This is a genomic window from Streptomyces sp. NPDC054961 (assembly GCF_053609145.1).
This window is the reverse complement of record NZ_JBSGWY010000038.1, coordinates 16543-40127: the sequence shown is the minus strand read 5'-3', so window position 1 is coordinate 40127 and position 23585 is coordinate 16543. Positions and strand designations below refer to the sequence as shown.

Sequence of the window (23585 nt, the reverse complement as noted above, 5' to 3'; positions counted from 1 at the left end):
GTGGCGTTGGAGAGACCCCCCCCGCCCCCCGCGCCCGCCCGCGGCGCGCCCCCCCCCCCCCCCCCCGCGCGGCCCGGCGGCGCGGGGGGGCCCCCCCCCCCAGCCGTTCCCGGGTAGCGCCCGAGGTTTTCACCGAAGGCGCCCCCGGGGGCGGTGACTCGTGCAACGTGCTCCTCGGCGCGTGCGACGCGCCACTGCCACGGCACCTCCAGCTCTCCTGCCGCCGGACTTCCGGCGGCCCCCCCCGGCACCCACGGCCGGCACGCACGGCCGACGGCCGTCCGGCGGCCGCCCGCCGCCCCCCTGTGGACCGACGCGGGCGCTTCGTCTTCACACCCCTCGGCGCACCGCACTCCTCGGGACACCGCACTTCCGGGACACCGGACTCCCCGGGACACCGCGTCCGGCGCCGCCCACCACTCCACAAAGGCTCGACTAGCACCGCTTTCGCACCACCTCCAAGACACCCACGTCCCTGCCGACGTGTTTAACCGACCGGAGGAAGCCGTGGCCATAGCGCCCAGGTTTCGCAAAGATGCAGTCGCAGTACCGGAGGAGAAGCACCCGGTCGACGAGACCCTGCCTCCGCTGAAAATGTTCACGAGCGGCCTCCAGCACGTGGCCGCCATGTACGCGGGTGTGGTGGCCCCGCCCATGATCGTCGGCCCCGCCGTCGGCCTCTCCGCCACCGAGACCGCCTTCCTGATGGGCGCCTCGCTCTTCACCGCCGGGCTCGCCACCCTCCTCCAGACCCTCGGATTCTGGAAGATCGGCGCCAAACTCCCCTTCGTCAACGGCGTTTCGTTCGCCGGCGTCACTCCGATGATCGCCATCGGCAAGGGGGAGGGGAGCGACGCCGTCCCCGTTATCTTCGGCGCGATCATCGTCGCCGGAATCCTGGGCTTCTTCGCCGCCCCGTACTTCGGCAAACTCGTCAGGTTCTTCCCGCCGGTGGTCACCGGTACGGTCATCACCCTCATCGGGGTCTCGCTGCTCCCGGTGGCCTTCAACTGGTCCCAGGGCGGCAACCGCACCGCCACCGACTACGGCTCGATGCGGAACATCGGCATGGCCGCCGTCACCCTCGCGATCGTCCTGCTGATGCGCAAGTTCCTGCGGGGGTTCCTCCAGCAGATCTCCATCCTGCTGGGCCTGGTCGCCGGTACGCTCATCGCCCTCCCGCTGGGCATGACCAGCCTCGACGCCGTCAAGAACGCGGACGTGGTCGGCTTCCCGACCCCGTTCCACTTCGGCGCCCCGCAGTTCCAGGTCGCCGCGATCATCTCGATGTGCATCGTGATGCTGGTGTGCATGACGGAGTCCACCGCCGACATCCTGGCCCTGGGCAAGATCGTCGGCCGTCCCGCGGACGCGAGGACCATCGAGGGCGGCCTGCGTGCGGACGCGCTCGGCAGCGCGGTCAGCCCGCTGTTCAACGGCTTCATGTGCAGCGCCTTCGCGCAGAACATCGGCCTGGTCGCCATGACCAAGGTGCGCAGCCGGTTCGTGGTCGCGGCCGGCGGCGGCATCCTGATCCTGCTGGGCCTGTGTCCGATGGCCGCTTCCGTCATCGGGGTGGTGCCGCTGCCGGTCCTCGGCGGCGCGGGCGTGGTCCTCTTCGGCTCGGTGGCCGCCAGCGGCATCCAGACGCTGGCCGGCGCGGCCATGGAGAAGGGCGAGAACGCCCTGATCGTCGCCGCGGCGCTGGGCATCGGCCTGATCCCGATCGCGGCCCCCGGTTTCTACCACGCCTTCCCGAAGGACCTGCTGGTCGTGCTCGACTCCGGCATCAGCACCGGCTGCGTCGTGGCCATCGCGCTGAACCTGGCCTTCAACCACCTCGGTGCCAAGAAGGGCTCGGCCCAGGCCGCCCACCCGGATCCGGTGCCGGTGCACTGACCGGGCTCCGCCCGGCCGGAGCGCGGAGCGCGGGAACGGCGGTGCGGACGTTACCCACTGCGGGTGTGACGTCCGCACCGCCGCGTGCGCGTACGGGCGTACCCGCGTACGGGCTGCCGGGCGTCGCCGGAGCCCGGCAGCCGCGGGGGCCGCAGCGCCGCGGACCTCCGGTTCCGTGGACGGCCGGCCCCGCGGGCCCACAACTCCGCGGCTCCGCTCAGGAGTCGGCCGCCGGGGCCGGGTCGGACCAGATGTCCGGGACGACCGTGCGGACGCGGTGGCCGTGGCGGTCCAGTTCCTGCGCCTCCGTCTTGCGCACCTGCAGGGCCACCGCCGAGTCCGTGACGCGCAGGCCCGGAAGCCGCCGGGTGAGGTCCGAGGTGTAGCGGGAGAGGTCCTCCACCGTGCGCAGCCGGGCGCTGATCATGAAGTTCCAGGGTCCGCTGACGGACATGCAGGTCCGGGTCTCGCGCAGCCCCGCGGCCGCCGCCGCGCAGTCGGCGACCTCGTACTCGGCGGCCTCCGCCCACAGCGTCGCCGACACCGGCCAGCCCGACAGCCCCGCCGCCAGCGTGCAGCTGTAGCGCAGGCTCTGCCCGCTCTCCAGCCGCGTCAGCCGGCGCCGTACGGTCGTCTCGCTCATGTCGAACTCCCGCGCCAGCGAGGCCACGCTGCGCCGCGCGTCCGAGGCCAGGGCCCGCACCAGCGGCCGGTCCTCCTCCTGGAGCGGCGCCGGGACGGACGGGACGGCGGCGGCCGCCCAGCGCCTGGTCCGGCCGGTCAGCAGGTTGATCTGACCCGGTGTGAGCTGGTCCAGGCGCCAGCGGTCGGGGGCGTAGTGCACCGCCGTCACCATCGAGGTGCGGGTGCCGACCACGCCCGGGATCCGCTGCACCCGCGCGGCCAGGTAGCGGTACAGGGTGGGCAGGTCCGGGACGGCCACGAAGGCCAGCAGATCACGGCCCCCGGTGGTGTGTTCGACGCCGAGGGTGTGCGGATCCGCCACGAGCGCGTCGCCGACCCCGTGCGAGGTGCCCGCGGCGCACGTGACCTCCACCCACGCCAGGCAGGGCGGCTTGGTGCCGCTGCGCAGCCCGAGCCCCGTCAGCCATGCCTCGCCGGATCCGGTGAGCCGCTCCCAGCGGCGCGCGAGGGTGTCCGGACGGGCCCCGAGCACCGGTCCCAGCAGCTCCCAGCTCGCCCGGGGAGCGAGCTGGAGTGCGTGGACGAGTGCCCGGTCCATGTCGTCGATGGCGGAAATGGCCGAGTCCATACCCTCCCCTGGTGGTTCTCCCGGTCGTCGACGGAACGACGGGATGATGAGCCGATCATCTCTCTTTGTGCATTCAACTGTTCGCTGAGCGGTCGTGCGCGTTTTCAGGACATCGCAGGACATCGCAGGAGGACGTGTGGGCGACGCCGGCTCGGGTGCGCGCCAGGCGCTGCCCGCCGAACTGTCCAGTTTCATCGGCAGGGAGCGGGAGCTGACCGCCCTCGCCTCGCTCCTCGCCACCGAGCGCCTGGTGACGCTCACCGGCCCGGCCGGCATCGGCAAGACCCGGCTCGCCGTGCGCATGGTGCGGACGCTGACCGGCACCGAGGGGCTCGACGTCGTCTGGGTGGAGCTCGCGGCGCTGCCCGGGCGGCGCCGCGCAGCGTCGGCGGGGGAGCTCGTCGACCGGCTCGCGGGGCGCGAGGCGCTGCTCGTGCTCGACGGCTGCGAGCAGCTGGGGGAGGACGGGCCCGCCCTCGCGGAGGAGCTCCTCCTGCGCCTGCCGGGGCTACGGATCCTGGCCACTTCTCAACGGTGGCTGCGGCTCGCCGGGGAAGCGGTGCTCGCCGTACCACCCCTCGCGGTGCCTTCGGGTGACCGGGCGCCGGATCCGGCCGCCCCGGGGCGGGTCGCGGTGGCCGACATCGCCGGGTACGCGGCCGTACGGCTCTTCGAGGAGCGGGCGCGCGGCGCCGACCCCTTCTTCGAGCTCACCGACCGCAACGCGGCCGCCGTGGCCGCGCTGTGCCGGGCGCTCGACGGGATCCCCGGCGCACTGGAGCTCGCGGCGGGACGCGCCCACCAGTACGCGCCCGCGCAGGCGCTCCGCAGACTCGGATCCGACCCGCTGACCTTCCTCGCGGGCGGCGCCGGCCGCGGCACCCGGGTCGACGCCGAGCGCTCCCACCGGCTGGCCCCGCCCGCGGAACGCCTGCTCTGGGAGCGGCTCTCCGTCTTCGCCGGCTCCTTCGACCGGGCCGCCGTGGCCGAGGTGTGCGGCTTCGGGCCGCTCACCCCGGACACCGCCGGCGAAGCACTCCAGCGGCTGGCCCCCGGCCTGCTGGCGGACGCCGGCCCGGGCAGCTACCGGCTGCCGCTCTCCGTACGGGCGTACGCGGCCCGGCTCCTCGCGCACGGGCCCGCCGGGGACGGCGCGGCCACGGCCCGGCGCCACCACGCGCGGTGCCGGGGGGTGGCCGAGCGGGCGGCGCGGCTGTGGCGCGCGGGCGCGCAGCGCGAGGCGCGCGCCCTCGCCCTCCGGGAACTCCCCGAGCTGCGCGCGGCCATGAACCCGCTCTCCGCCAGCGGTCCCGGCCCGGCCCTGGAGATCGCGGTGTCCCTGTGGTTCCTGTGGTCGGCGTGCGGGATGGCGGCGGAGGGGCGAAGACATCTGGAGAGGGCCCTGGCCCTGCACCCCGCGCCCCGGCCGGCGCGGGCGCTGTGGCTCGCCGCCTGGCTCGTCGCCGGCTTCGGCGAGTCGGACGCCACCGCGGCGGACCCGCTGCTGGTGGAGGCGTGGACCGCGGCCGTCCACGAGGGGGAGGACACCTGCCTGGCCTACCTCGCGCACGTACGGGGCACGGTCGCGCTGTGCGAGCACCGGTACGAGGAGGCCGCGGCGGAGTACCGCGAGGGCCTGGACCTGCTGCCCGCCGATCCCGGGTTCGGCCCCGGCCGCGAGGCCCTGCGGGCCGCACACGTCCTGGCCGCGGCCCATACCGACCCGGCCTCGGTCCCGGTCGAGGACGGCCCGCCCGACGCCCCCGACGCCCCCGCCGACCCGTGGGCCCGCTCCTGGGTGAGCTACGCCCGCGCCGTCGTACAGCGCCGCCAAGGCCGCCCGGCGCCGGCCCGGACCGAACTGCTGCGCGCCCTGCGGACCCAGCTCGCGCTCGACGACCGGCTCGGGCAGGCCTTCTCGGTGGAACTCCTCGCCGAACTGGAGGCGGACCGGGGCCGCTACGCCGAAGCCGCCCGCCTGCTCGGCGCGGTCTCCCGCAGCCGCCCGCGCGCGGCGCCGGCCCCCCGCGCCCAGCAGACCGTCCGCACCCGGCTCACCCCGGGCGCCTTCCGCGCGGCCTACGCCTGGGGCGCCCGTACGCCGCTGCGCGAGCTCCTGCCGGAACTGGGGGCCTGAGGGGGACGGTCCGGACCGCCGCACCGGAGCCCGGCGCGGTGGTCCGAGGCGCCGCCCCGGAGCGTCGGGGGTCGCGGATGTCCCCTCAGGCCTGTGCGGCGGGGTGGGGGAACGGCTCCGGAACCCAGAGCATGAGGCTGCTCATCAGCTCGGCCTGCTCGATCGCGTCGTCCAGCGCGTGGTGGGTGTGCGGGCGGCGGGAGAGGAGTTCGGCGGGCATCAGGCGCTTGACGGCGGCGCGGAGCGGGACCCGGGCCTTGGCCGCGTAGAGGGTCTTCATGTCCAGGCAGCCGGAGTGGCCGAAGGGGCTGTCGCCGCCGAAGCGCATCAGGTACCAGTACAGGAACGTCCAGTCGAAGGAGGCCGGGTACGCGCACATCACCGGCTGCGCCCCGGCGGAGACCTCCCGTACCCAGGCGCGGAACTCCGCCATGGCGACGGCCGGTTCGGCGCCCTCGCGGACCAGGCGGTCCCGGTCCAGGCCGCTGACGGCGAGCGCCCCGGGCACGTACTCCTCGCTGATCGGGCGCAACTCCCGGTAGAAGGTGTCCTGTTCGGGATCGGCGGCCGTATACGAAGCGCCGTCCTGGCGGCCGGCCACACAGGCGCCGAAGCTGATCATCGAGTAGGGCCCGGGGATGGGGCCGTCCGCCTCGATGTCGACGGAGAGGTAGAGACTGGGGCGGGGAGCGCGGGCTGACATGCCCGAGAGCATGCCAGCCCGCTCGGGACCGGACCACCGGGATACCGCGGTGGCGGGGCCGGGTGCGCCCGGGGGTCAGGAGGCGGACGTCAGGAGGCGGGGGTCAGGAGGCGGGCGTCAGGTACATCCCGCTCTGGTCGGCCCCGGCGGTGTTCTTGCAGCCGAAGCCGCTCGTCGCCGGCTGGGCCACCACCAGCGCCAGGCAGCGGCCGGCCGCCAGCTGGCCGAAGTAGTTCGGGTGCATGGACTCCTGGATCAGCCCCTGCGTCTCGCTGCTGTCGATCCAGCGCGCCCACTCGCTCGTCTTCGCCGAGGCCGGCACCGAGGAGGTCACCTGCTTGCTGGCCTTCGCGCAGACCTCGCGCCCCTGCATCATGTCCCGCAGGTCGAGGAACTGCGCGCCCTTGGCGGCGGCGACCCCCTTGAGGCGGTCCGAGATCTGCGGCACGAGCGAGTCGCGCGCCCAGTCGGAATCCTTGTTCCAGAACGGACAGCCGCCGCTGTTGAGCCGGCTCCAGTCGCTCTGCGTGTACCGGTTCTCCGCCCCGCGCGGGATCGGCGAGGGGTAGGACTGCAGCACGATCCGGTAGGAGGAGTCGCCGTAGCCGGCGGTGCGCATGACGGCCCGCACCTCGTCCACGGACTTGCCGACGTCCGCCATGACGGCGTCCATCTTCTGGTTCACGCCCTCCTGCTGGTCGTCGTAGCAGTAGGAGTTCCAGAGGATGAAGTCGAACGCGCACTCCTTGATGATGTCGGCGAAGCCGAGATCGTTCCCGCCGATGGACAGCGCGATGACCTTGACGTTGTTGCTCGCGGCGACGGCGGCGAGCTGGTCGGCCTGGGGCGCCTCGCCCTTGAAGGCGACGCCGCCGTTGGAGGCCCGGAACACGTTCTGCGACACCGCTCCGGAACAGGCGAGGTTGATGGCCACGTCGGCGACGGCTCCCGCGCTCTTCACCTCGGCGGAGTCCGACCGGTGGCAGCCTCCGGCGGTGGTGCCGTAGACCTTGGACGGGTCGTAGCTGCTGCCGCTGACCCATGCCCGGTCGGTGCCGGTCCGGCTCCCGCTGTTGGTGAGGCTGTTGCCCTTCCAACGCCCGGCCTCGCCGGAGATGTAGCTGTCGCCGAGGGAGACCACGGCGGTGGGTCCGGTCCCCGGCCCGTTCCCCGGTCCGGCCACGGCCGTTCCGGCCCCTCCGGCCACGAGCGCCCCGGCGGCGAGCGGAAGTGCCATGGTGATCCCGGCCAGTCGTCGCACTCGACTGCGGGCGGTCCGGTTCGTGCTGTCGTTGCGGAATCCGATCACTGCGGAACTCCTGCGGTCGGCCATGCGGAAGCCAGGAACAACTCCGGTGCATGGCTGGGTAAGTGGGGGTTACCTCCGGCCGGTGGCAACCGGAAACGTGCCATGCCGCGCGTTGTTACCGCTAGGTACGTGCAAGTTACGAACGAGTAACAACCGATCGGTCGTTCGGCTCGGGGGTGCCCTGCCGGGCCGTCGCCCGGCTCCCCGGGCGCGCGCGAACGACCGCGCCCCCGGAGCCGGAGGGCTTCGGGGGCGCGGTCGGGATGTTCGGCCGCTGTGCGTCCGGTTCGGCCGCTGTGCGATTCAGCCGAAGGCGGTGCCGGCCGGGGACCGCGTCAGTCGACGAGCTGGTCGTACGCCGGGAGGGTGAGGAAGTCCGCGTAGTCCGCGTCCAGGGAGACCTGGAGGAGCAGGTCGTGGGCCTGCTGCCACTTGCCGGAGGCGAAGGCCTCCTCGCCGACCTCGGCGCGGATCGCGGCGAGTTCGGCGGCGGCGACCTCGCGGGCGAGGTCGGCGGTGGCGAGCTCGCCGTTCTCGAAGACGACGCCCGCGTTGATCCACTGCCAGATCTGCGAACGCGAGATCTCGGCGGTGGCCGCGTCCTCCATCAGGCCGAAGATGCCCACGGCGCCGAGACCGCGCAGCCAGGCCTCGATGTAGCGGATGCCGACCTGGACGGCGTTGCGCAGGCCGTCGTACGTGGGCTTGGCGTCCAGGGAGTCGATCGCGATGAGCTCGCCGGGGGCCACCGAGACGTCCTCGCGCAGGCGGTCCTTCTGGTTCGGCTTCTCGCCGAGGACCGCGTCGAAGGAGGCCATCGCGATCGGGACCAGGTCGGGGTGGGCGACCCAGGAGCCGTCGAAGCCGTCGCCCGCCTCGCGGTCCTTGTCGGCCTTGACCTTCTCGAAGGCGATCTTGTTGATCTCGGCGTCCTTGCGGGACGGGATGAAGGCCGCCATGCCGCCGATGGCGTGGGCGCCGCGCTTGTGGCAGGTCTTGACCAGCAGCTCGGTGTAGGCGCGCATGAACGGGGCGGTCATCGTCACCGCGTTGCGGTCCGGCAGGACGAACTTCTCGCCGCCGTCACGGAAGTTCTTGACGATGGAGAAGAGGTAGTCCCAGCGGCCCGCGTTCAGGCCCGCCGCGTGGTCGCGGAGCTCGAAGAGGATCTCTTCCATCTCGTACGCGGCCGTGATGGTCTCGATCAGGACGGTCGCGCGGACCGTGCCCTGCGGGATGCCGACGTAGTCCTGGGCGAAGACGAAGATCTCGTTCCAGAGGCGCGCCTCGAGGTGCGACTCGGTCTTCGGCAGGTAGAAGTAGGGGCCCTTGCCGAGCGCGATGAGGCGCTTGGCGTTGTGGAAGAAGTACAGGCCGAAGTCGACGAGCGAGCCGGAGGCCGGGCCGCCCTCGAAGCGCAGGTGGCGCTCCTGGAGGTGCCAGCCGCGGGGCCGCATGACGACGGTGGCGAGCTCCTGCGCCGGCTTCAGCGCGTACGTCTTGCCCGTGCGGGAGTCGGTGAAGTCGATGCGGCGCTCGTAGGCGTCGATCAGGTTGAGCTGGCCGAGGACGACGTTCTCCCAGGTGGGGGCCGAGGCGTCCTCGAAGTCGGCGAGCCAGACCTTGGCGCCCGAGTTCAGGGCGTTGATGGTCATCTTGCGGTCCGTCGGGCCGGTGATCTCCACACGGCGGTCGTTCAGCGCGGCCGGGGCCGGTGCCACCTTCCAGTCGCCCTCGCGGACCTGTGCGGTGTCCGGGAGGAAGTCGAGGGTGGACGTACGGGCGATCTCGGCGCGGCGCTCGCCGCGCAGGGCGAGGAGCTCGGCGCGGCGCGGGGCGAACCGCCGGTGGAGCTCGGCCACGAAGGCGAGAGCCGCTTCGGTGAGGACCTCGTCCTGCCGGGGCAGGGGTTCGGCGTCGACGATGGCCAGCGATGACGGCGCTGGTGCGGACATATCTGTCACTCCTTCAGCGGCGGTGCCTGGCGGCCGCGGGGGAATGCTCGCGCTGGACGGCACGCAGTGCCGTCGGGTGTGGAGAGTTCCGGATACGGTCGCGGGCGCCGTCTGGGGGTTCAGGGCGCTTCTGACCAGTGGATAGTAATTTCCTCATGGTGGAAGTTCAATGGTTTGTTGATATCGAGATTCTCCGGTTCGACAGATTCCGCACCCCGGTGGCCCTCAGTGCCATCTTCGTCACTGCGCGCTCAACTCGCACTCCGGGCCCTCTCAGGCAAGTCGTGCCAGGTCGGGCGGGGTGTCGATGTCGAAAGCCTCCGCGACGTCCCCGCACTCGATCAGCGTGAGCTCCCCCGCGTGCGCCGACAAGTGCACCCGCGCGCCCTTGTCACCCGTGGCCGTCGCCATGATGTCCGGCCACCGGTCCGAGCCGAACAGCACCGGGTGCCCGCGCTCCCCGTCGTAGGCCGCCGCGACCAGGCTCGCGGGGGAGCGGTAGGCCAGCCGGATCCGGGCCACCGCCTCCGGTCCGATGCCCGGCTGGTCCACCAGGGACACCAGGGCCGCGCCGGCGCCCGTACCGGCCAGCGAGGCGAGGCCGACCCGCAGGGAGGAGCCCATGCCCTCGGCCCAGTCCGGGTTGTCGCTCACCACGCACCCGCTCAGGTCCGCGCGCTCGCGCACCTCGGCCGCCGACGCGCCGAGCACCACGTGCAGCGGGCCGCAGCCCGCCTCCCGCAGCACCCGTACGGCGTTCTCCACCAGCGGGCGGCCCCGGTAGGGCAGCAGGGCCTTCGGGCGGCCGCCCAGCCGCCGGCCGCCGCCGGCGGCGAGGAGCAGGCCCGCGATCACCGGGGGAGCGGTGCGGCCGGCCGCCGGGCGGTGCGGGCCGTGGCCTTGCCGCTGCTGCTCGTCACCCGGGTCCCGCCGCTGGTCGCGCTGGTCGCGCTGGTCCCGTCCGTGCCGCTTGTGGTCCTGCCGGGCGTTGCTGTGGGCTGACATGCCATCGATTCTCGCTCGCGCCGCAGAAGGCGCCGTACGGCGGCCAGTACGTCCCTGACGCGCACGGGGTCGGCGATGCGGTGCTCGGCGGCAGCCAGCAGGGCGCGTTCGTCGCGGTCGGTGAACACGGAGGAGTCTCCTTGCCAATCGGGGTCCAATGCAGCGAGTCTGAACCCCGATTGGCCTGGCAGGCAGAGCCAATCGGGGGAGGTTGGCATGGCAAACGGGCGAGTGGTCCAGACGGCGGACAGGACGATCGGCAGCCGCCAGCTCGCGGCGCTGCTCCCGGCAGAGGTGCTGGCCCGCCCCGGCTACCGGGCCCTCGCCGACGCCGTCCGCACCCTGATCCTCGACGGCCGGATCGCCCTGCACGTGCGGCTGCCCGCCGAACGCGAGCTCGCCGAGGCGGTCGGAGCCAGCCGCGCCACCGTCACCGGCGCCTACGACCTGCTGCGCGAGAGCGGCTACGTCCGCAGCCGACGCGGCTCCGGCACCTGGACCGAGCTCCCCGAAGGCCACCGCCCGGTCGGCTCGCACGCCCTCGTCGGCGCCGGCGGGTACCGCGTCGACGGCGACCCCGGCATCGACCTCGCCATCGCCGCCATGGGCGCCCCCGAAGGCACCTTCGCCGACGCGGTGGCACGGGCGGTGCCCAGGGTCGCGGAATTCGCCCGTCACCCCGGCTACCACCCCTTCGGGCTGCCCGACCTGCGCACCGCCATCGCGGACCGCTTCACCCGGCGAGGGCTCGCGACCCGGCCGGAGCAGATCCTCGTCACGGCGGGCGCGCAGCAGGCGTTCGCGCTGGTCGTGAGCTTGCTGTGCCGACCTGGCGACCGGGTGATGACCGAGAACCCGACCTACGCCAACGCGCTGGACGCGCTACGGCACGCGCGGCTGCGCACCGGGTCCATCGCCGTCTCCGACGCGGGCTGGGACCTGGAGATCGCCGAGTCCGCGCTGCGCCAGACCGTGCCGAGGCTCGCGTACGTCATCCCCGACTTCCACAACCCGACGGGCGCGCTGATGCCGCAGGAGCAGCGGCTGCGGCTGCTCGCGGCGACGCGGCGCACCGGGACCTGGCTGGTGGTCGACGAGACCATCGCGGACATCGCCCTCGACGTGCCCGCGCCCGCCCCGACGGCCGCGCTGGCGCCCCGGGGCGGAGCCGACCACGTGGTGACCATCGGGTCGCTGAGCAAGACGCACTGGGGCGGGCTGCGGGTCGGCTGGATCCGGGCCACCACCAAGATGATCGCGGAGCTGACCACGGTCCGGGTGGCGGCCGACATGACCGGATCGGTGCTCGACCAGCTGGTGGCAGTGCCGCTGCTGGAGGGGCTGGAGCGGTCGCTCCCGGAGCGGCTGGCACAGCTGCGGGCGCGGCGGGCGGCGCTGGTCGACTCGCTCGAGCGGCACACGCCCGAGTGGAGCTGGCAGCTGCCGCCCGGCGGGCTGTCGCTCTGGGTGGACCTGGGGGAACCGGTCAGCTCGGCCCTCGCGGAGCGGGCGGCCGCGGCCGGGGTGCACATCGGCCGGGGAGCCCGGTTCGGGGTGGATCCCGGCACCTTCGAGCACCGGCTGAGGATCCCGTACACCCTGCCGGCGGACCGGCTGGACGAGGGCGTACGGAGGCTCGCGGAGGCCTTCCACGACGGCGTCCCGCTGCCTTCGGCGGTCGAACGGCCGTACTGGGTGGCGTAGGGCGCGCTGGGGTGGGGCGTGGGGCGGGGGCGGGGGCGGGGGCGTGGGCGGGGTGGCGCCGCGGGGGCCGTCCCCCCTCCCGTGCGGCCCGGGGCCCGGTGCCAGGGGCCCGGGGCGAGGAGCTACGGGGTGCGGATCAGGCGGCGGGTGGCGGCCGCGGCCACCGCCGAGGTGCGGGAGTCGACGCCGAGTTTGGCGTAGATGTGGACCAGGTGGGACTTGACCGTGGCCTGGCTCAGGAAGAGCTGCTTGGAGATCTGCTGGTTCGACAGGCCGTCGGCGACCAGCTGGAGCACCTCCAGCTCGCGCTTGGTCAGCGCCTCCGCGGGGGTCCGCATGCGGTCCATCAGGCGCAGCGCCACCGCCGGGGCCAGCGCCGACTGGCCGGCCGCCGCCGTGCGGACGGCCGCCGCGAGCTCCTCCGGCGGGGCGTCCTTGAGCAGGTAGCCCGAGGCGCCCGCCTCCACCGCCGCCAGGATGTCCGCGTCCGTGTCGTACGTGGTCAGGACCAGCACCCGGGGAGCCGAGGGGGCGGCCGTGATCAGGGCCGTGGCCGCCGAACCGTGCATGCCGGGGCCGGGGCCGAACTGGAGGTCCATCAGGACCACGTCCACCCCGGCGCCGGCGGCCAGTTCCACCGCCCGTTCCGCGGTCGCCGCCTCCGCCACCACCTCGAAGTCCGGCTCGGTGTCCAGCACGGCGCGGAGTCCGGCCCGGACCACCGGGTGGTCGTCGGCCAGGAGCAGCCGGATCGTCATGACAGCGCCTCCGCGGGCAAGGGCAGGGTGACGGCCACGGCGGTGCCCTGGCCGGGGGAGGATTCGACGGTGAACAGGCCGCTCAGCGTCTCGGCCCGCGAGCGCATCGCCGGCAGGCCGAAGCCGCCGCCGCCCGAGGGGGCGGACCGGGGGTCGAAGCCGAGGCCGTCGTCGACGATGTCCAGCGTCACCGAGGTGTCCATGAAGGTCAGGGTGATCTCGGCGCGCCCCGCCCGTGCGTGCCGCACCACGTTGGCCAGCGCCGACTGCGCGATCCGCAGCAGGGCAACCTCGTAGGGCGTGGGCAGGGGACGGGCCGTGCCGCTCAGGGAGAACCGGACCCGGGGGCCCGGAGCGGCGGCGCAGAGCCGTTCCAGCGCGGCCGGGAGCGATCCGTGCTCCAGGTCCGGAGGCGTCAGGGCCCGTACGAAGCGCCGTGCCTCGGCGAGGTTCTCCTGCGCGGCCTCACGGGCCCGGGCGATGTGGACCAGCGCCGCCGCCACCGCCGCGGGATCCGCGGGATCCGCGCCGGCGTCCGCCGCCGAGGGGCCGGCGGCGGGAGTCGTCGAGGGGCCGGCGGCGCCCGTCGTCCCCGTCGAGAACCCTTCGAAGAGCGTCCGTTCCGCCGCCCGCAGCAGCAGCTGGATGGAGGAGAGCCCCTGCGCCAGGGTGTCGTGGATCTCCCGGGCCAGGCGCTCCCGCTCCGCCAGGATCCCCGCGCCGCGCTCGGCCGCCGCCAGCTCGGCCCGGGTGGTGATGAGCTCCTCGATCAGCTCGCGCCGCCGCTCGCTCTCCCGGTAGAGGGCCTGGTAGCCCAGTACCGTCGCCACCGCCACGGCCCCGCCCAGGATCGGTCCGAGGAACGACCCGGGCGTCACCGCGCTGCTGTGCGCGAGGAATCCGGAGATCGCCGCGCAGGCCGTCAGCGCGACCGCCGCCACCCCCCAGCGCAGCCGCAGCAGGTGCAGCTCCAGGAAGTACAGCGGGAACGCGATCCACAGCCCGTCGGGGGAGACCACGAGCAGCCCCGCCCAGGCCGCGCAGACCGCGGCCAGCCACACCGCCCCGGCGCGCGGCGAGCGGTGCACCGCGGGCGCCAGGACGCCCGCGACGTACACGGCGGCCAGGACGGCGCAGGCGGCGACCACCCGGCCGGCGCCCGGCGCGGAGTCCGCGACGGCCCGCCCGGCGGCGAGCGCGAGCAGGCCGAAGAGCAGCGCGTGCAGGCACAGCCGCAGCACGCGCGAGACGGGCGTGAGCGGCTGGTCGCGGGCGTCCGCGGGAGGCGTGGGAGCACCCGTGAAGGCGTCCGCGAAGGTGCCCGTGGAGGCGTCGGCAGGGGACCGGGACGGGTCCGGCGGCGGGTTCGGTGCGGGGTTCGGTGCGGGGTTCGCTGCTGGTTTCGGTGCGGGGGGAGCAGTCATGGCCCGACCAGCCTAAGGCCGCGTCCGGTGGCCCCGGTCAACCGAAGGATTGATGTCTCCGTGCGTCCTTCGATACCAGGATCCCTCCTGCGGCGCGATGCCCCGTGCCCCCACGGAGGACCAGGGTGGGGAACATGTTCGTCGCATGGAGAGATCTACGGTTCGCCAAGGGCCGCTTCGCCCTGATGGGCTCGGTCGTCCTGCTGATCACGCTGTTGGTCGGCTTGCTGTCCGGGCTCACCGCCGGCCTGGCCCGGGAGAACATCTCGGCCCTCACCGGTCTGCCCGCCACCACCCGCCTCGCGTTCGCCGCGCCCACCGGGGACCAGAAGGTCTCCTTCACCAACTCGCAGGTGCCCGAGAAGGCCTGGCTGGCCTGGCGGGACCAGCCGGGGGTGACCTCGGCGCAGCCGCTGGGCATCCGCACCACCAACGCCGTCTCGGGTGACCGCACGGCCGCCGTCTCCGCCTTCGGCGTGGATCCGGCGGGTCCCCTCGCCCCCGCCGGGAGCGGGCTCGCCCAGGGGCAGGTGGTCCTCACCGAGAAGGCCGCCAAGGAGCTCGGCGGCCTCGGCCCGGGCTCCAGGCTCACGATCGGCACGGTCGAGATGACCGTGGCCGCCGTCTCCGGCACCGCCGCGCACAGTCACACCCCGGTCGTCTGGATGGACCTGGGCGACTGGCAGCGCGTCGGCAACCCGGGCACCTCCCCCGACACCCTCGCCACCGTCCTCGCCCTGGACGGGAAGGGCGGGGTCGACTGGGCGGCCGGCGACAAGGCCGCCGGCACCGAGGCCCAGACCGTCGACGAGGCGCTGAACGCGATCGGCTCGTACACCTCCGAGAACGGCTCGCTGCAGCTGATGCGCGGATTCCTGTTCGCCATCTCCGCCCTCGTCATCGGGGCCTTCTTCACCGTGTGGACGATCCAGCGCAGCGGGGACATCGCCGTCCTGAAGGCACTGGGTGCCTCCACCCCGTACCTCATGAAGGACGCGCTCGGGCAGGCCGTGGTCATGCTGGCGCTCGGTACGGGCGCGGGCACCGCCCTCGCCGCCGGGATAGGCGCCCTGATCAGCGGCGGAGCCGTCCCCTTCGTCCTCGAGCCCGCGACCGTGCTGGTACCGGCCGGCGTCATGATCGCGCTCGGCGCCCTGGGCGCGGCCCTGTCCATCCGGCGGATCACCGCCGTAGACCCCCTGACCGCACTCGGGAGCGCCCGATGACCCTGCTCGTCCACGACGTCACGCTCACCTATCCGGACGGCGACACCCGCCTCACCGCCCTGGACGCGGTCCACCTCGAGGTGCCCGCGGGCACCCTGACGGCCGTCATAGGCCCTTCGGGCTCCGGCAAGTCCAGCCTGCTCGCGGTCGCGGCCACCCTCGTGACCCCCGACGCGGGACGGGTCGTCGTCGCGGGGCAGGACACCACGTCGCTCGGGGCCGCCGAGAAGTCGGCGCTGCGCCGCGAGAAGATCGGGATCGTCTTCCAGCAGCCGAACCTGCTGGCCTCGCTCACCGCCGCCGAGCAGCTCCAGGTCATGGCGCACGTCTCCGGCCGCCCCGCGCGCGCCCTGCGCCGCCGGGCCCTGGAGCTGCTGGACGCCGTGGGGATGGCCGACAAGGCCGACAGGCGCCCGCACCAGCTCTCCGGGGGCCAGCGCCAGCGGATCAACATCGCCCGCGCCCTGATGAACGAGCCCGCCCTGCTGCTCGTGGACGAGCCGACCAGCGCCCTGGACCACGAGCGCGGCGCCGCCGTCCTCGACCTGCTGGTCACCCTCACCCGGGAGCGGTCCACCGCCACCGTCGTGGTCACCCACGACCACGCGCACCTGGCGCACATGGACCGCGCCGCGACGATGACGGACGGCCGCCTCACGCCGGCCGCCGTCCCGGCCGCGTAGGCCCCACCCCTGCGGCGAGCCGACGCGAAAGGCCCCGGCCGCCCCGCCCCGACCCCCGGGGGGGGGCGCGGCGGCGGACCGAGCGCACGTGCGGCCCCCCGCCCCCCGCCGGGGAGCCGGGGGTGCGCGGGGGCGGCCGGGGCCTTTCGCGTACGTCAGTACGTCAGCACGTCAGCACGTCAGTGCCGCGGGTTTCGGCGGGTGCGGCGGGTTCCTACGCGGGGTTCTGGCTCTGCAGGGCCACCGACAGCTCGGCGGCGACGCCCTGCAGGATCGGCACGAAGGACTCGGCCACCGCCTCGGTCACCCGGCCCGCCGGGCCGGAGATGGAGATGGCGGCGGCGGTCGGCGAGTTCGGGACGGAGACCGCGAGGCAGCGGACTCCTATCTCCTGCTCGTTGTCGTCGACCGCGTAGCCCACCTTGCGCACCTGCTCCAGGGCCTCCAGGAAGCCCTCGGGCGTGGTGATGGTCTTCTCGGTCGCGGCCGGCATCCCGGTGCGCGCCAGCAGGGCGCGCACCTCCTCCGCGGGGGTGTGCGCGAGCAGCGCCTTGCCCACGCCGGTGGAATGCGGCAGCACGCGGCGGCCGACCTCGGTGAACATGCGCATGGAGTGCTTGGACGGCACCTGGGCGACGTAGACGATCTCGTCCCCGTCGAGCAGGGCCATGTTCGCCGTCTCCCCGGTCTCCTCGACGAGGCGCGCCAGGTAGGGGCGGGCCCAGGTGCCCAGCAGCCGCGACGCGGACTCGCCGAGGCGGATCAGCCGGGGGCCGAGGGAGTACCGTCGATTGGTCTGCTGTCGTACGTAGCCGCAGGCCACGAGGGTGCGCATGAGGCGATGGATGGTGGGCAGCGGCAGACCGCTGGCGGCCGAGAGCTCACTGAGGCCGACTTCGCCCCCCGCGTCGGCCATGCGTTCGAGCAGATCGAAGGCGCGCTCGAGGGACTGGACGCCACCGCTGGCGGCGGTGGGCTTGGTGGAGGCGTCGGTGGTGCTGGCGCTGGACGTCGGCACGGCGCGGTCCTTTCGGTGCTGGCAGGCAAGGAAGCAGCCTACCGGTCGGTCGGCGTCGGCCCTAGAGCCGGGGCAATGCCGTCCCCGCCGGTCAGAGGCGGTATGTCCGGGTGGCGGACGTCCCCGGGAAGTCATCCGCCCGGCATCCGGTGGTGGTAGCTACATTTTGCATAGCGAAATCTTAATTCCATCTTGTGGAAACGTCCAATTGCGGTTCGCGCGCGTCGGTGGTCCGTCCGGGGGCTCTTGACTGGCTCCGGATCGGCGTGAAGACTCCGTCAACAGAACGTTGAATTTCGCTCTGTGGAAGTAGATGGGGAGGTTCCGGTGTCCGACCTGGCTGTGGAACTGGTACTGCGCTCGACGCGCGTCATCACCCCCGAGGGGACGCGCGCCGCCTCGGTGGCCGTCGCCGGGGGGAAGATCGCGGCCGTGCTGCCGTACGGGGCCGACGTACCGGCCGGTGCCCGGCTGGAGGACTTCGGCGACGACGTGCTCCTCCCCGGCCTGGTCGACACCCACGTCCACGTGAACGACCCCGGCCGCACCGAGTGGGAAGGCTTCTGGACGGCCACCCGGGCCGCCGCGGCCGGCGGCATCACCACCCTCCTCGACATGCCGCTCAACTCGCTGCCGCCGACCACCACGACCGCCAACCTGGTGGTCAAGCAGGAGGTCGCGCGCACCAAGGCGCACGTGGACGTCGGCTTCTGGGGCGGCGCCCTGCCCGACAACGTCAAGGACCTGCGCCCGCTGCACGACGCGGGCGTCTTCGGCTTCAAGTGCTTCCTGTCGCCCTCCGGCGTGGAGGAGTTCCCGGAGCTCGACCAGGAGCGGCTCGCCGCCTCGCTCGCCGAGATCACCGGCTTCGGCGGCCTGATGATCGTGCACGCCGAGGACCCGCACCAGCTGGAGTCCGCGCCGCAGAACCCCGGCCCCAAGTACGCCGACTTCCTGGCCTCCCGCCCCAAGGACGCCGAGAACACCGCGATCCGGAACCTGATCGACCAGGCGAGGCGGCTCGACGCGCGCGTCCACGTCCTGCACCTGTCCTCCTGCGACGCGCTGCCGCTCATCGCCGCCGCCAAGGCCGAGGGCGTCCGGATCACGGTCGAGTCCTGCCCGCACTTCCTGACCCTCACCGCCGAGGAAGTCCCGGACGGCGCCACCGAGTTCAAGTGCTGCCCGCCGATCCGCGAGTCCGCCAACCAGGACCTCCTGTGGGACGCGCTCGCCGACGGCACCATCGACTGCATCGTCTCCGACCACTCGCCCTCCACCGCGGACCTCAAGACCGGCGACTTCGCCACCGCCTGGGGCGGCATCTCCTCCCTCCAGCTGGGGCTCCCGGCGATCTGGACCGAGGCGAAGAAGCGCGGCCGCACCCTCGAGGACGTCGTCCGCTGGATGTCCGCCGCCCCGGCGGCCCTCGCCGGCCTGGCGCAGAAGGGCGCGATCGAGGCGGGCCGCGACGCCGACTTCGCCGTCCTGGCCCCCGAAGAAACGTTCACCGTGGACCCGGCCCACCTCCACCACCGCAACCAGGTCACGGCGTACGCGGGCAAGACCCTGCACGGCGTCGTGAAGTCCACCTGGCTGCGCGGTACGCAGATCGCCGACCACGGCACCCCGACCGAGCCCACGGGCCTCCTCCTCGAAAGGCAGAACTGACGTGCCGATTCCCTCCTTCACCGGTAACGCGAACCCGTACGCGGGCGGCGACCCGTACGCGGACTACCGCACCGCGGACTTCCCGTTCACCCAGTACGCGAACCTCGCCGCCCGTGAACTGGGCGCCGGTGTCACGTTCGCCAACGACGAGTTCTTCGCCCAGCGCGAGAACCTCCTCATCGCCGAGGCCGCGCACTTCGACCCCGAGCACTTCGGCCACAAGGGCAAGATCATGGACGGCTGGGAGACCCGCCGCCGCCGTGGCGTCTCCGCCACCCAGCCCTGGCCGACCCCCGAGGACCACGACTACGCCCTGGTCCGCCTCGGCGCCCCCGGCGTGATCCGCGGCATCGTCGTCGACACCGCCCACTTCCGCGGCAACATGCCGCAGGCCGTCTCCATCGAGGGCACCAACTGGGAAGGCGCCCTCGCGCCGACCCCGGAGGAGCTCCTCGACGGGAGCGTCAAGTGGACCGTGCTCGTCCCGCGCACCGCGGTCGGCGGCCACGCGGCCAACGGCTTCGAGGTCACCGCCGAGCAGCGCTTCACGCACCTGCGCGTCAACCAGCACCCGGACGGCGGCATCGCCCGCCTGCGCGTGTACGGCGAGGTCGTCCCGGACCCGAAGTGGCTCGCGGCGCTCGGCTCCTTCGACGTGGTCGCGCTGGAGAACGGCGGCTCGGTACAGGACGCGTCCAACCGCTTCTACTCCCCGCCGACCAACACCATCAACCCGGGCCGCTCCCGCAAGATGGACGACGGCTGGGAGACCGCCCGCCGCCGCGACAACGGCAACGACTGGATCCGCTACCAGCTCGTCGCCGAGTCCGAGATCCGCGCCGTCGAGATCGACACCGCGTACCTCAAGGGCAACTCGGCCGGCTGGGCCTCGCTGTCCGTCAAGACCGGCGAGGAGGGCGAGTGGACGGAGTTCCTGCCGCGCACCCGCCTGCAGCCCGACACCAACCACCGCTTCGTACTCGACGCCCCGGCGGTCGGCACGCACGTGCGCATCGACATCTTCCCGGACGGCGGTTTCTCCCGCCTGCGCCTGTACGGCGCCCTGACGGAGGCCGGCGCGGCCGCGCACGCCGCCCGTCACCAGGAGCTGGGCGGCTGACGCCACCCGCTCGCGCACCACACGGACCGCCCCGGGGGCCGACACCCCCGGGCGCGCTCACCAGCCCGCGGGGGCGCACCACTTGGGGGTGCGCCCCCGTGGCGTCGGCGGCCCGTTAGCCTGTGGTCGACCACGGCGGACACCCAGGGGAGGCGGACGATGACGGCCGACGCACCGCGCACCACGCAGCAGCGCCGCGAGGACACACTGGCCCGGTTCGAGAACGACGTCGACGTCTGGGTGGCGACGGCGGACGCCGAGGGCGTCCCCTGTCTCGTGCCCCTCTCTTTCCGCTGGGACGGCGAGACGTTCCTGATGTCGACCGGCCGCACCCTGCCCACCGGCCGCAACCTCGCCGCCACCGGCCGCGTCCGGCTGGCCTTCGGCGCGACCCGCGACGTGGTCCTGGTGGAGGGCACCGCGACCCGCCTGGAGGCGGCGGACCTGCCCCCCGCCGAGATCGAGGCCTTCGCGGCCCACTCCGGCTTCGACCCGAGCAGCCTCAAGACGCCGTACCCGTACTTCCGCGTGACCCCGGTCTGGATCCAGGCCTGGCGCGAGGCCAACGAGATCGCGGGCCGCGACCTGATGCGACGGGGCCGCTGGCTTTCCTGAGGTTCCCGCGCGCCGCGGCGATGAGTTCTGGGCCGGGCGGGAGTCTGATCCTCGTAAGGACGGACGAGCAAGGAGCGCGGAGCCATGGGGAAGCTGACCCTGACCACCTTTCTGAGCCTCGACGGCGTGATGCAGGCGCCCGGGGGGCCCGAGGAGGACCCGAGCGGCGGGTTCGAGTACGGGGGGTGGCTGGTGCCGTTCGCCGACGAGGGGATGGGGGAGTTCATGGACGGGGTGTTCGAGCGGGCCGGGGCCTTCCTGCTCGGGCGCAAGACCTATGAGATCTTCGCCTCGTACTGGCCGCAGCACGACGACCCCGCCGATCCGGTCGCGAGCGGGCTGAACCGGCTGCCGAAGTACGTGGCCTCGACGACGCTCAAGGAGCCCGCCTGGGGGCCGGCCACCGTGATCGACGGGGAGCACCTGCAGAGCGAGGTCGTCCGGGCCAAGGACGGGCTGGAGGAGGGCAAGGAGCTCCAGGTACACGGCAGCGGGCAGCTGGCCCAGTGGCTGCTGGCGCGGGATCTGGTAGACGAGCTGAACCTGCTGGTCTTCCCGGTGTTCCTCGGCGCCGGCCGCCGGCTGTTCCCGACCGGGGCGCTGCCCACAGCGTACGAGCTCCTCGCCTCGCGGACCACCGGGAGCGGCACCGCCATCCACACCTACCGTCCGGCGGGCCGCGCCACCTTCGGTACCTTCTGACCCGTCTGAGCAGGGAAAACGAGGGTGGGTGGAGAGGGGATACCCCCTCGACCGGGCGATCGCGCTCCGGTAGCGTGAGCCCGCCCCCGTGCGAGCCGCCGAAGTCTCCACCCGCCTCGTGTCGTTGGAGACCCGGTGTCCGCTGCCCCCGCTCCCGCCCTCACCCCCGCACCCCTCGCCGCGCCCCGCCGGGCCTGGCTCGCCGATCTGCCGGTGCTGCTCGTCGCCGTCGTCTGGGGCGGCAGCTACCTCGCGGCCAAGGGGATCACCACCACCCACACCGTGGTCGCGGTGCTGGTGCTGCGCTTCGCCCTGGTGCTGCCCGTGCTCGTCGTCGCCGGGTGGGCGCGGATGCGCGCGCTGACCCCCGCCCAGCTGCGCGGCGCCGGGGTGCTGGGCCTCGTACTCGGCGGGATCTTCCTGCTGGAGACCTACGGGGTCGTCCACACCTCCGCCACCAACGCCGGGCTGATCATCAGCCTGACCATGATCTTCACCCCGCTCGCCGAGGCCGCCGTCCGGCGCAAGACCCCCTCGGCGGCCTTCCTCGGCGCCGCGGCCGTCTCCGTCGGCGGAGTCGTGCTGCTGACCCAGGGCGCCGGCTTCACCACACCGGGCGCCGGTGACCTGCTCATCCTCGGCGCCGCGCTCGCCCGGACCCTGCACGTGCTGCTCATGGCCCGGATCGAGGCCGTGCAGGAGGCCGACTCGCTCTCCCTCACCACCGTGCAGCTCGGCAGCGCCGTCGCCGTGTTCGCCGTACTGGCCGTCCTGCCCGGCACCGGCGCGAGTCCCTGGGTGGCCGCCGCCGGGTTCGGGGCCGCACAGTGGGCCGGACTGGCCTTCCTCTCCGTCTTCTGCACCCTCTTCGCGTTCTTCGTGCAGATGTGGGCCGTACGCCGCACCTCGCCCTCCCGCGTGAGCCTGCTGCTCGGCACCGAACCCCTGTGGGCGGCCGCCGCGGGCATCGCCATCGGCGGCGAGCACCTCGGTCCGGCCGGCCTCGCGGGCGTCGTCCTGGTCCTCGCCGGCACCGCCTGGGGCCGGCGCGCCGCGGCCTGACCGGCCGGCCGTCTGCTCGCCCGCCCGACCGCCCGCCCGCGAAACGCCGAAACCGCCCGACCGCGACACCGCGACACCGCGAAACGGCGCAACGGCGAAACCGCGACAACCGCGTCCCCGGCAACCCCCGGCCGATTGGCCGAAACCAGCTCGGCCCCAAGGTCAACTCCCGGTCTAGGGTGACCACATGCCAGATCTGGACCTCGCCACGGGGCCGCCGGGCGGCTCACAGGTCCGGGAGCTCCTCCATCAGGACCGGGCGCCGCTCCCGCCGCGAGCGCTCGCACGCCTCCGCGATGCGGAACGCCGCGAGCGCCTCGAGGCCGTCGCACGCGTTGGGGCCCTCGCCGCGCACCAGCCGGACGAAGGACGCCAGCTCCGCCTCGTAGGCGGGGGCGAACCGCTCCAGGAACCCCGACCACGGCTTGGTCGCCGGGGGCGGGCCGTGCGGCTCGGCCGAGGCGATCGGCGTACGGTCGTCCAGCCCGGTGGAGATCTGGTCCAGCTCCCCGGACACCTCCATCCGCACGTCGTACCCGGCGCCGTTGCACCGCGTGCCGCTGCACGTGACCAGCGTCCCGTCGTCCAGGGTGAGGACGGCCGCGGCGGTGTCGATGTCGCCCGTCTCCCGGAAGCGGGGCGGCCCGGCGTCCGACCCGGTCGCGTACACCTCGCGCACCTCGTGCCCGGTCACCCAGCGGACCGCGTCGAAGTCGTGCACCAGGCAGTCCCGGTACAGCCCGCCCGAGGTCGCCAGGTACGCGGCGCTCGGCGGCGCCGGATCCGCGGTCACGGTGCGTACGGTGTGCAGCCGGCCCAGCGCGCCCGAGCGGACCAGCTCGCGCGCCGTGCCGTAGCCCGCGTCGAACCGGCGCATGAAGCCCACCTGGAGCACCCCGCCGACCGCCGCCACCTCGCGCAGCACCGCCAGGCCGCGCTCGAGGTCCGGGGCGAGCGGCTTCTCGCAGAACACGGGCAGTCCGCCGCGGACCGCGCGTACGACCAGCTCCGCGTGCCCCTCGGTGGCACAGGTCACGACCAGCGCGTCCACGCCCCAGCTGAAGACCTGGTCGACGCCGGGCGCGGCCGTGGCCCCGAGCCGCTCGGCGAGCCGGGCCGCCCGGCCGGGCTCGGCGTCGGCGAGCAGCAGCGAGCCCGCGTCCGGCCTGCGGGCCAGCGCTGCCGCGTGGAACGAACCGATCCGGCCCGTTCCGATGAGCCCGATGCGCATGCACTCAACCTGACCCCGTCCGGGGGAGCTGTCAATCTGCCCGGCTGTGTCCCGTTGGGTCCGACATGGCCCCGATGACCTTGCATGGTG

The 23585-nt window shown here is 73.7% G+C and carries 19 protein-coding genes; 10 read left to right on the top strand and 9 right to left on the bottom strand.

Annotated elements, in window-relative coordinates:
• Positions 1–507: 507 nt before the first annotated feature.
• Positions 508–1899 (top strand): nucleobase:cation symporter-2 family protein, encoded by a 1392-nt coding sequence (locus tag ACWF9Z_RS28200; protein WP_453606382.1) that lies wholly within the window; start codon positions 508–510, stop codon positions 1897–1899.
• Between the two features lie 217 nt (positions 1900–2116).
• On the opposite strand, the gene ACWF9Z_RS28195 is transcribed toward ACWF9Z_RS28200, so the two are convergent.
• Positions 2117–3172 (bottom strand): Lrp/AsnC family transcriptional regulator, encoded by a 1056-nt coding sequence (locus ACWF9Z_RS28195; protein ID WP_453606380.1) that lies wholly within the window; start codon positions 3170–3172, stop codon positions 2117–2119.
• Positions 3173–3308: 136 nt separating this feature from the next.
• Here ACWF9Z_RS28195 and ACWF9Z_RS28190 point away from each other — a divergent pair, with 136 nt between their 5' ends.
• Entirely contained in the window at positions 3309–5309 is a 2001-nt protein-coding gene (locus ACWF9Z_RS28190) for an ATP-binding protein (RefSeq protein WP_453606379.1), read from the top strand.
• Between the two features lie 85 nt (positions 5310–5394).
• Here ACWF9Z_RS28190 and ACWF9Z_RS28185 read toward each other — a convergent pair whose 3' ends face one another.
• From ACWF9Z_RS28185 to ACWF9Z_RS28170, 4 genes are all read right to left on the bottom strand, one after another.
• Positions 5395–6012, bottom strand: coding sequence for a 3'-5' exonuclease (locus tag ACWF9Z_RS28185; protein WP_453606377.1), 618 nt, complete (start codon positions 6010–6012; stop codon positions 5395–5397).
• Between the two features lie 103 nt (positions 6013–6115).
• Entirely contained in the window at positions 6116–7321 is a 1206-nt protein-coding gene (locus ACWF9Z_RS28180) for a GDSL-type esterase/lipase family protein (RefSeq protein WP_453606376.1), read from the bottom strand.
• Between the two features lie 335 nt (positions 7322–7656).
• Entirely contained in the window at positions 7657–9276 is a 1620-nt protein-coding gene (gene aceB, locus ACWF9Z_RS28175; RefSeq protein ID WP_453606374.1) for a malate synthase A, read from the bottom strand.
• Between the two features lie 273 nt (positions 9277–9549).
• Positions 9550–10281, bottom strand: a complete 732-nt coding sequence (locus tag ACWF9Z_RS28170; protein WP_453606373.1) for a nucleotidyltransferase family protein — start codon at positions 10279–10281, stop codon at positions 9550–9552.
• Between the two features lie 216 nt (positions 10282–10497).
• Here ACWF9Z_RS28170 and yczR point away from each other — a divergent pair, with 216 nt between their 5' ends.
• Entirely contained in the window at positions 10498–11985 is a 1488-nt protein-coding gene (gene yczR / locus ACWF9Z_RS28165; protein ID WP_453606372.1) for a MocR-like transcription factor YczR, read from the top strand.
• A 122-nt stretch (positions 11986–12107) separates the two neighbouring features.
• Here the strand turns inward: yczR and ACWF9Z_RS28160 are convergent, their stop codons facing one another.
• Both ACWF9Z_RS28160 and ACWF9Z_RS28155 read right to left on the bottom strand, forming a co-directional pair.
• Positions 12108–12743 (bottom strand): response regulator, encoded by a 636-nt coding sequence (locus ACWF9Z_RS28160; protein WP_453606371.1) that lies wholly within the window; start codon positions 12741–12743, stop codon positions 12108–12110.
• Positions 12740–14167, bottom strand: coding sequence for a sensor histidine kinase (locus ACWF9Z_RS28155; protein WP_453606370.1), 1428 nt, complete (start codon positions 14165–14167; stop codon positions 12740–12742). The genes ACWF9Z_RS28160 and ACWF9Z_RS28155 overlap by 4 nt, the downstream gene beginning before the upstream one ends.
• A gap of 134 nt (positions 14168–14301) precedes the next feature.
• Here ACWF9Z_RS28155 and ACWF9Z_RS28150 point away from each other — a divergent pair, with 134 nt between their 5' ends.
• Positions 14302–15393, top strand: coding sequence for an ABC transporter permease (locus ACWF9Z_RS28150; RefSeq protein WP_453606368.1), 1092 nt, complete (start codon positions 14302–14304; stop codon positions 15391–15393).
• Positions 15390–16076 carry an ABC transporter ATP-binding protein gene (locus ACWF9Z_RS28145; RefSeq protein ID WP_453606366.1) on the top strand — a complete coding sequence of 229 codons (687 nt, stop codon included), beginning with the start codon at positions 15390–15392 and terminating at the stop codon, positions 16074–16076. The genes ACWF9Z_RS28150 and ACWF9Z_RS28145 overlap by 4 nt, the downstream gene beginning before the upstream one ends.
• Before the next feature lie 214 nt (positions 16077–16290).
• Here ACWF9Z_RS28145 and ACWF9Z_RS28140 read toward each other — a convergent pair whose 3' ends face one another.
• Positions 16291–17094 carry an IclR family transcriptional regulator gene (locus ACWF9Z_RS28140; protein ID WP_453606365.1) on the bottom strand — a complete coding sequence of 268 codons (804 nt, stop codon included), beginning with the start codon at positions 17092–17094 and terminating at the stop codon, positions 16291–16293.
• Positions 17095–17430: 336 nt separating this feature from the next.
• Between ACWF9Z_RS28140 and allB the strand changes: the two genes are divergently transcribed.
• The 5 genes from allB (at position 17431) to ACWF9Z_RS28115 (ending at position 22264) form a co-directional block, all read left to right on the top strand.
• Positions 17431–18765: an allantoinase AllB gene (gene allB / locus ACWF9Z_RS28135; RefSeq protein ID WP_453606432.1), complete on the top strand. Its 1335-nt coding sequence runs from the start codon at positions 17431–17433 to the stop codon at positions 18763–18765.
• A gap of 1 nt (position 18766) precedes the next feature.
• The gene (alc, locus tag ACWF9Z_RS28130; RefSeq protein ID WP_453606363.1) at positions 18767–19885 is read left to right on the top strand and encodes an allantoicase; all 1119 of its coding nucleotides are present in this window, start codon (positions 18767–18769) and stop codon (positions 19883–19885) included.
• 159 nt (positions 19886–20044) lie between these two features.
• Positions 20045–20500, top strand: coding sequence for a pyridoxamine 5'-phosphate oxidase family protein (locus ACWF9Z_RS28125; protein ID WP_453606361.1), 456 nt, complete (start codon positions 20045–20047; stop codon positions 20498–20500).
• 84 nt (positions 20501–20584) lie between these two features.
• The gene (locus tag ACWF9Z_RS28120; RefSeq protein WP_453606359.1) at positions 20585–21202 is read left to right on the top strand and encodes a dihydrofolate reductase family protein; all 618 of its coding nucleotides are present in this window, start codon (positions 20585–20587) and stop codon (positions 21200–21202) included.
• A 135-nt stretch (positions 21203–21337) separates the two neighbouring features.
• Complete coding sequence (locus ACWF9Z_RS28115; RefSeq protein WP_453606357.1) at positions 21338–22264, top strand: DMT family transporter; 927 nt, start codon at positions 21338–21340, stop codon at positions 22262–22264.
• 226 nt (positions 22265–22490) lie between these two features.
• Here the strand turns inward: ACWF9Z_RS28115 and ACWF9Z_RS28110 are convergent, their stop codons facing one another.
• Positions 22491–23495: a Gfo/Idh/MocA family protein gene (locus tag ACWF9Z_RS28110; protein WP_453606356.1), complete on the bottom strand. Its 1005-nt coding sequence runs from the start codon at positions 23493–23495 to the stop codon at positions 22491–22493.
• Positions 23496–23585 lie beyond the last annotated feature (90 nt).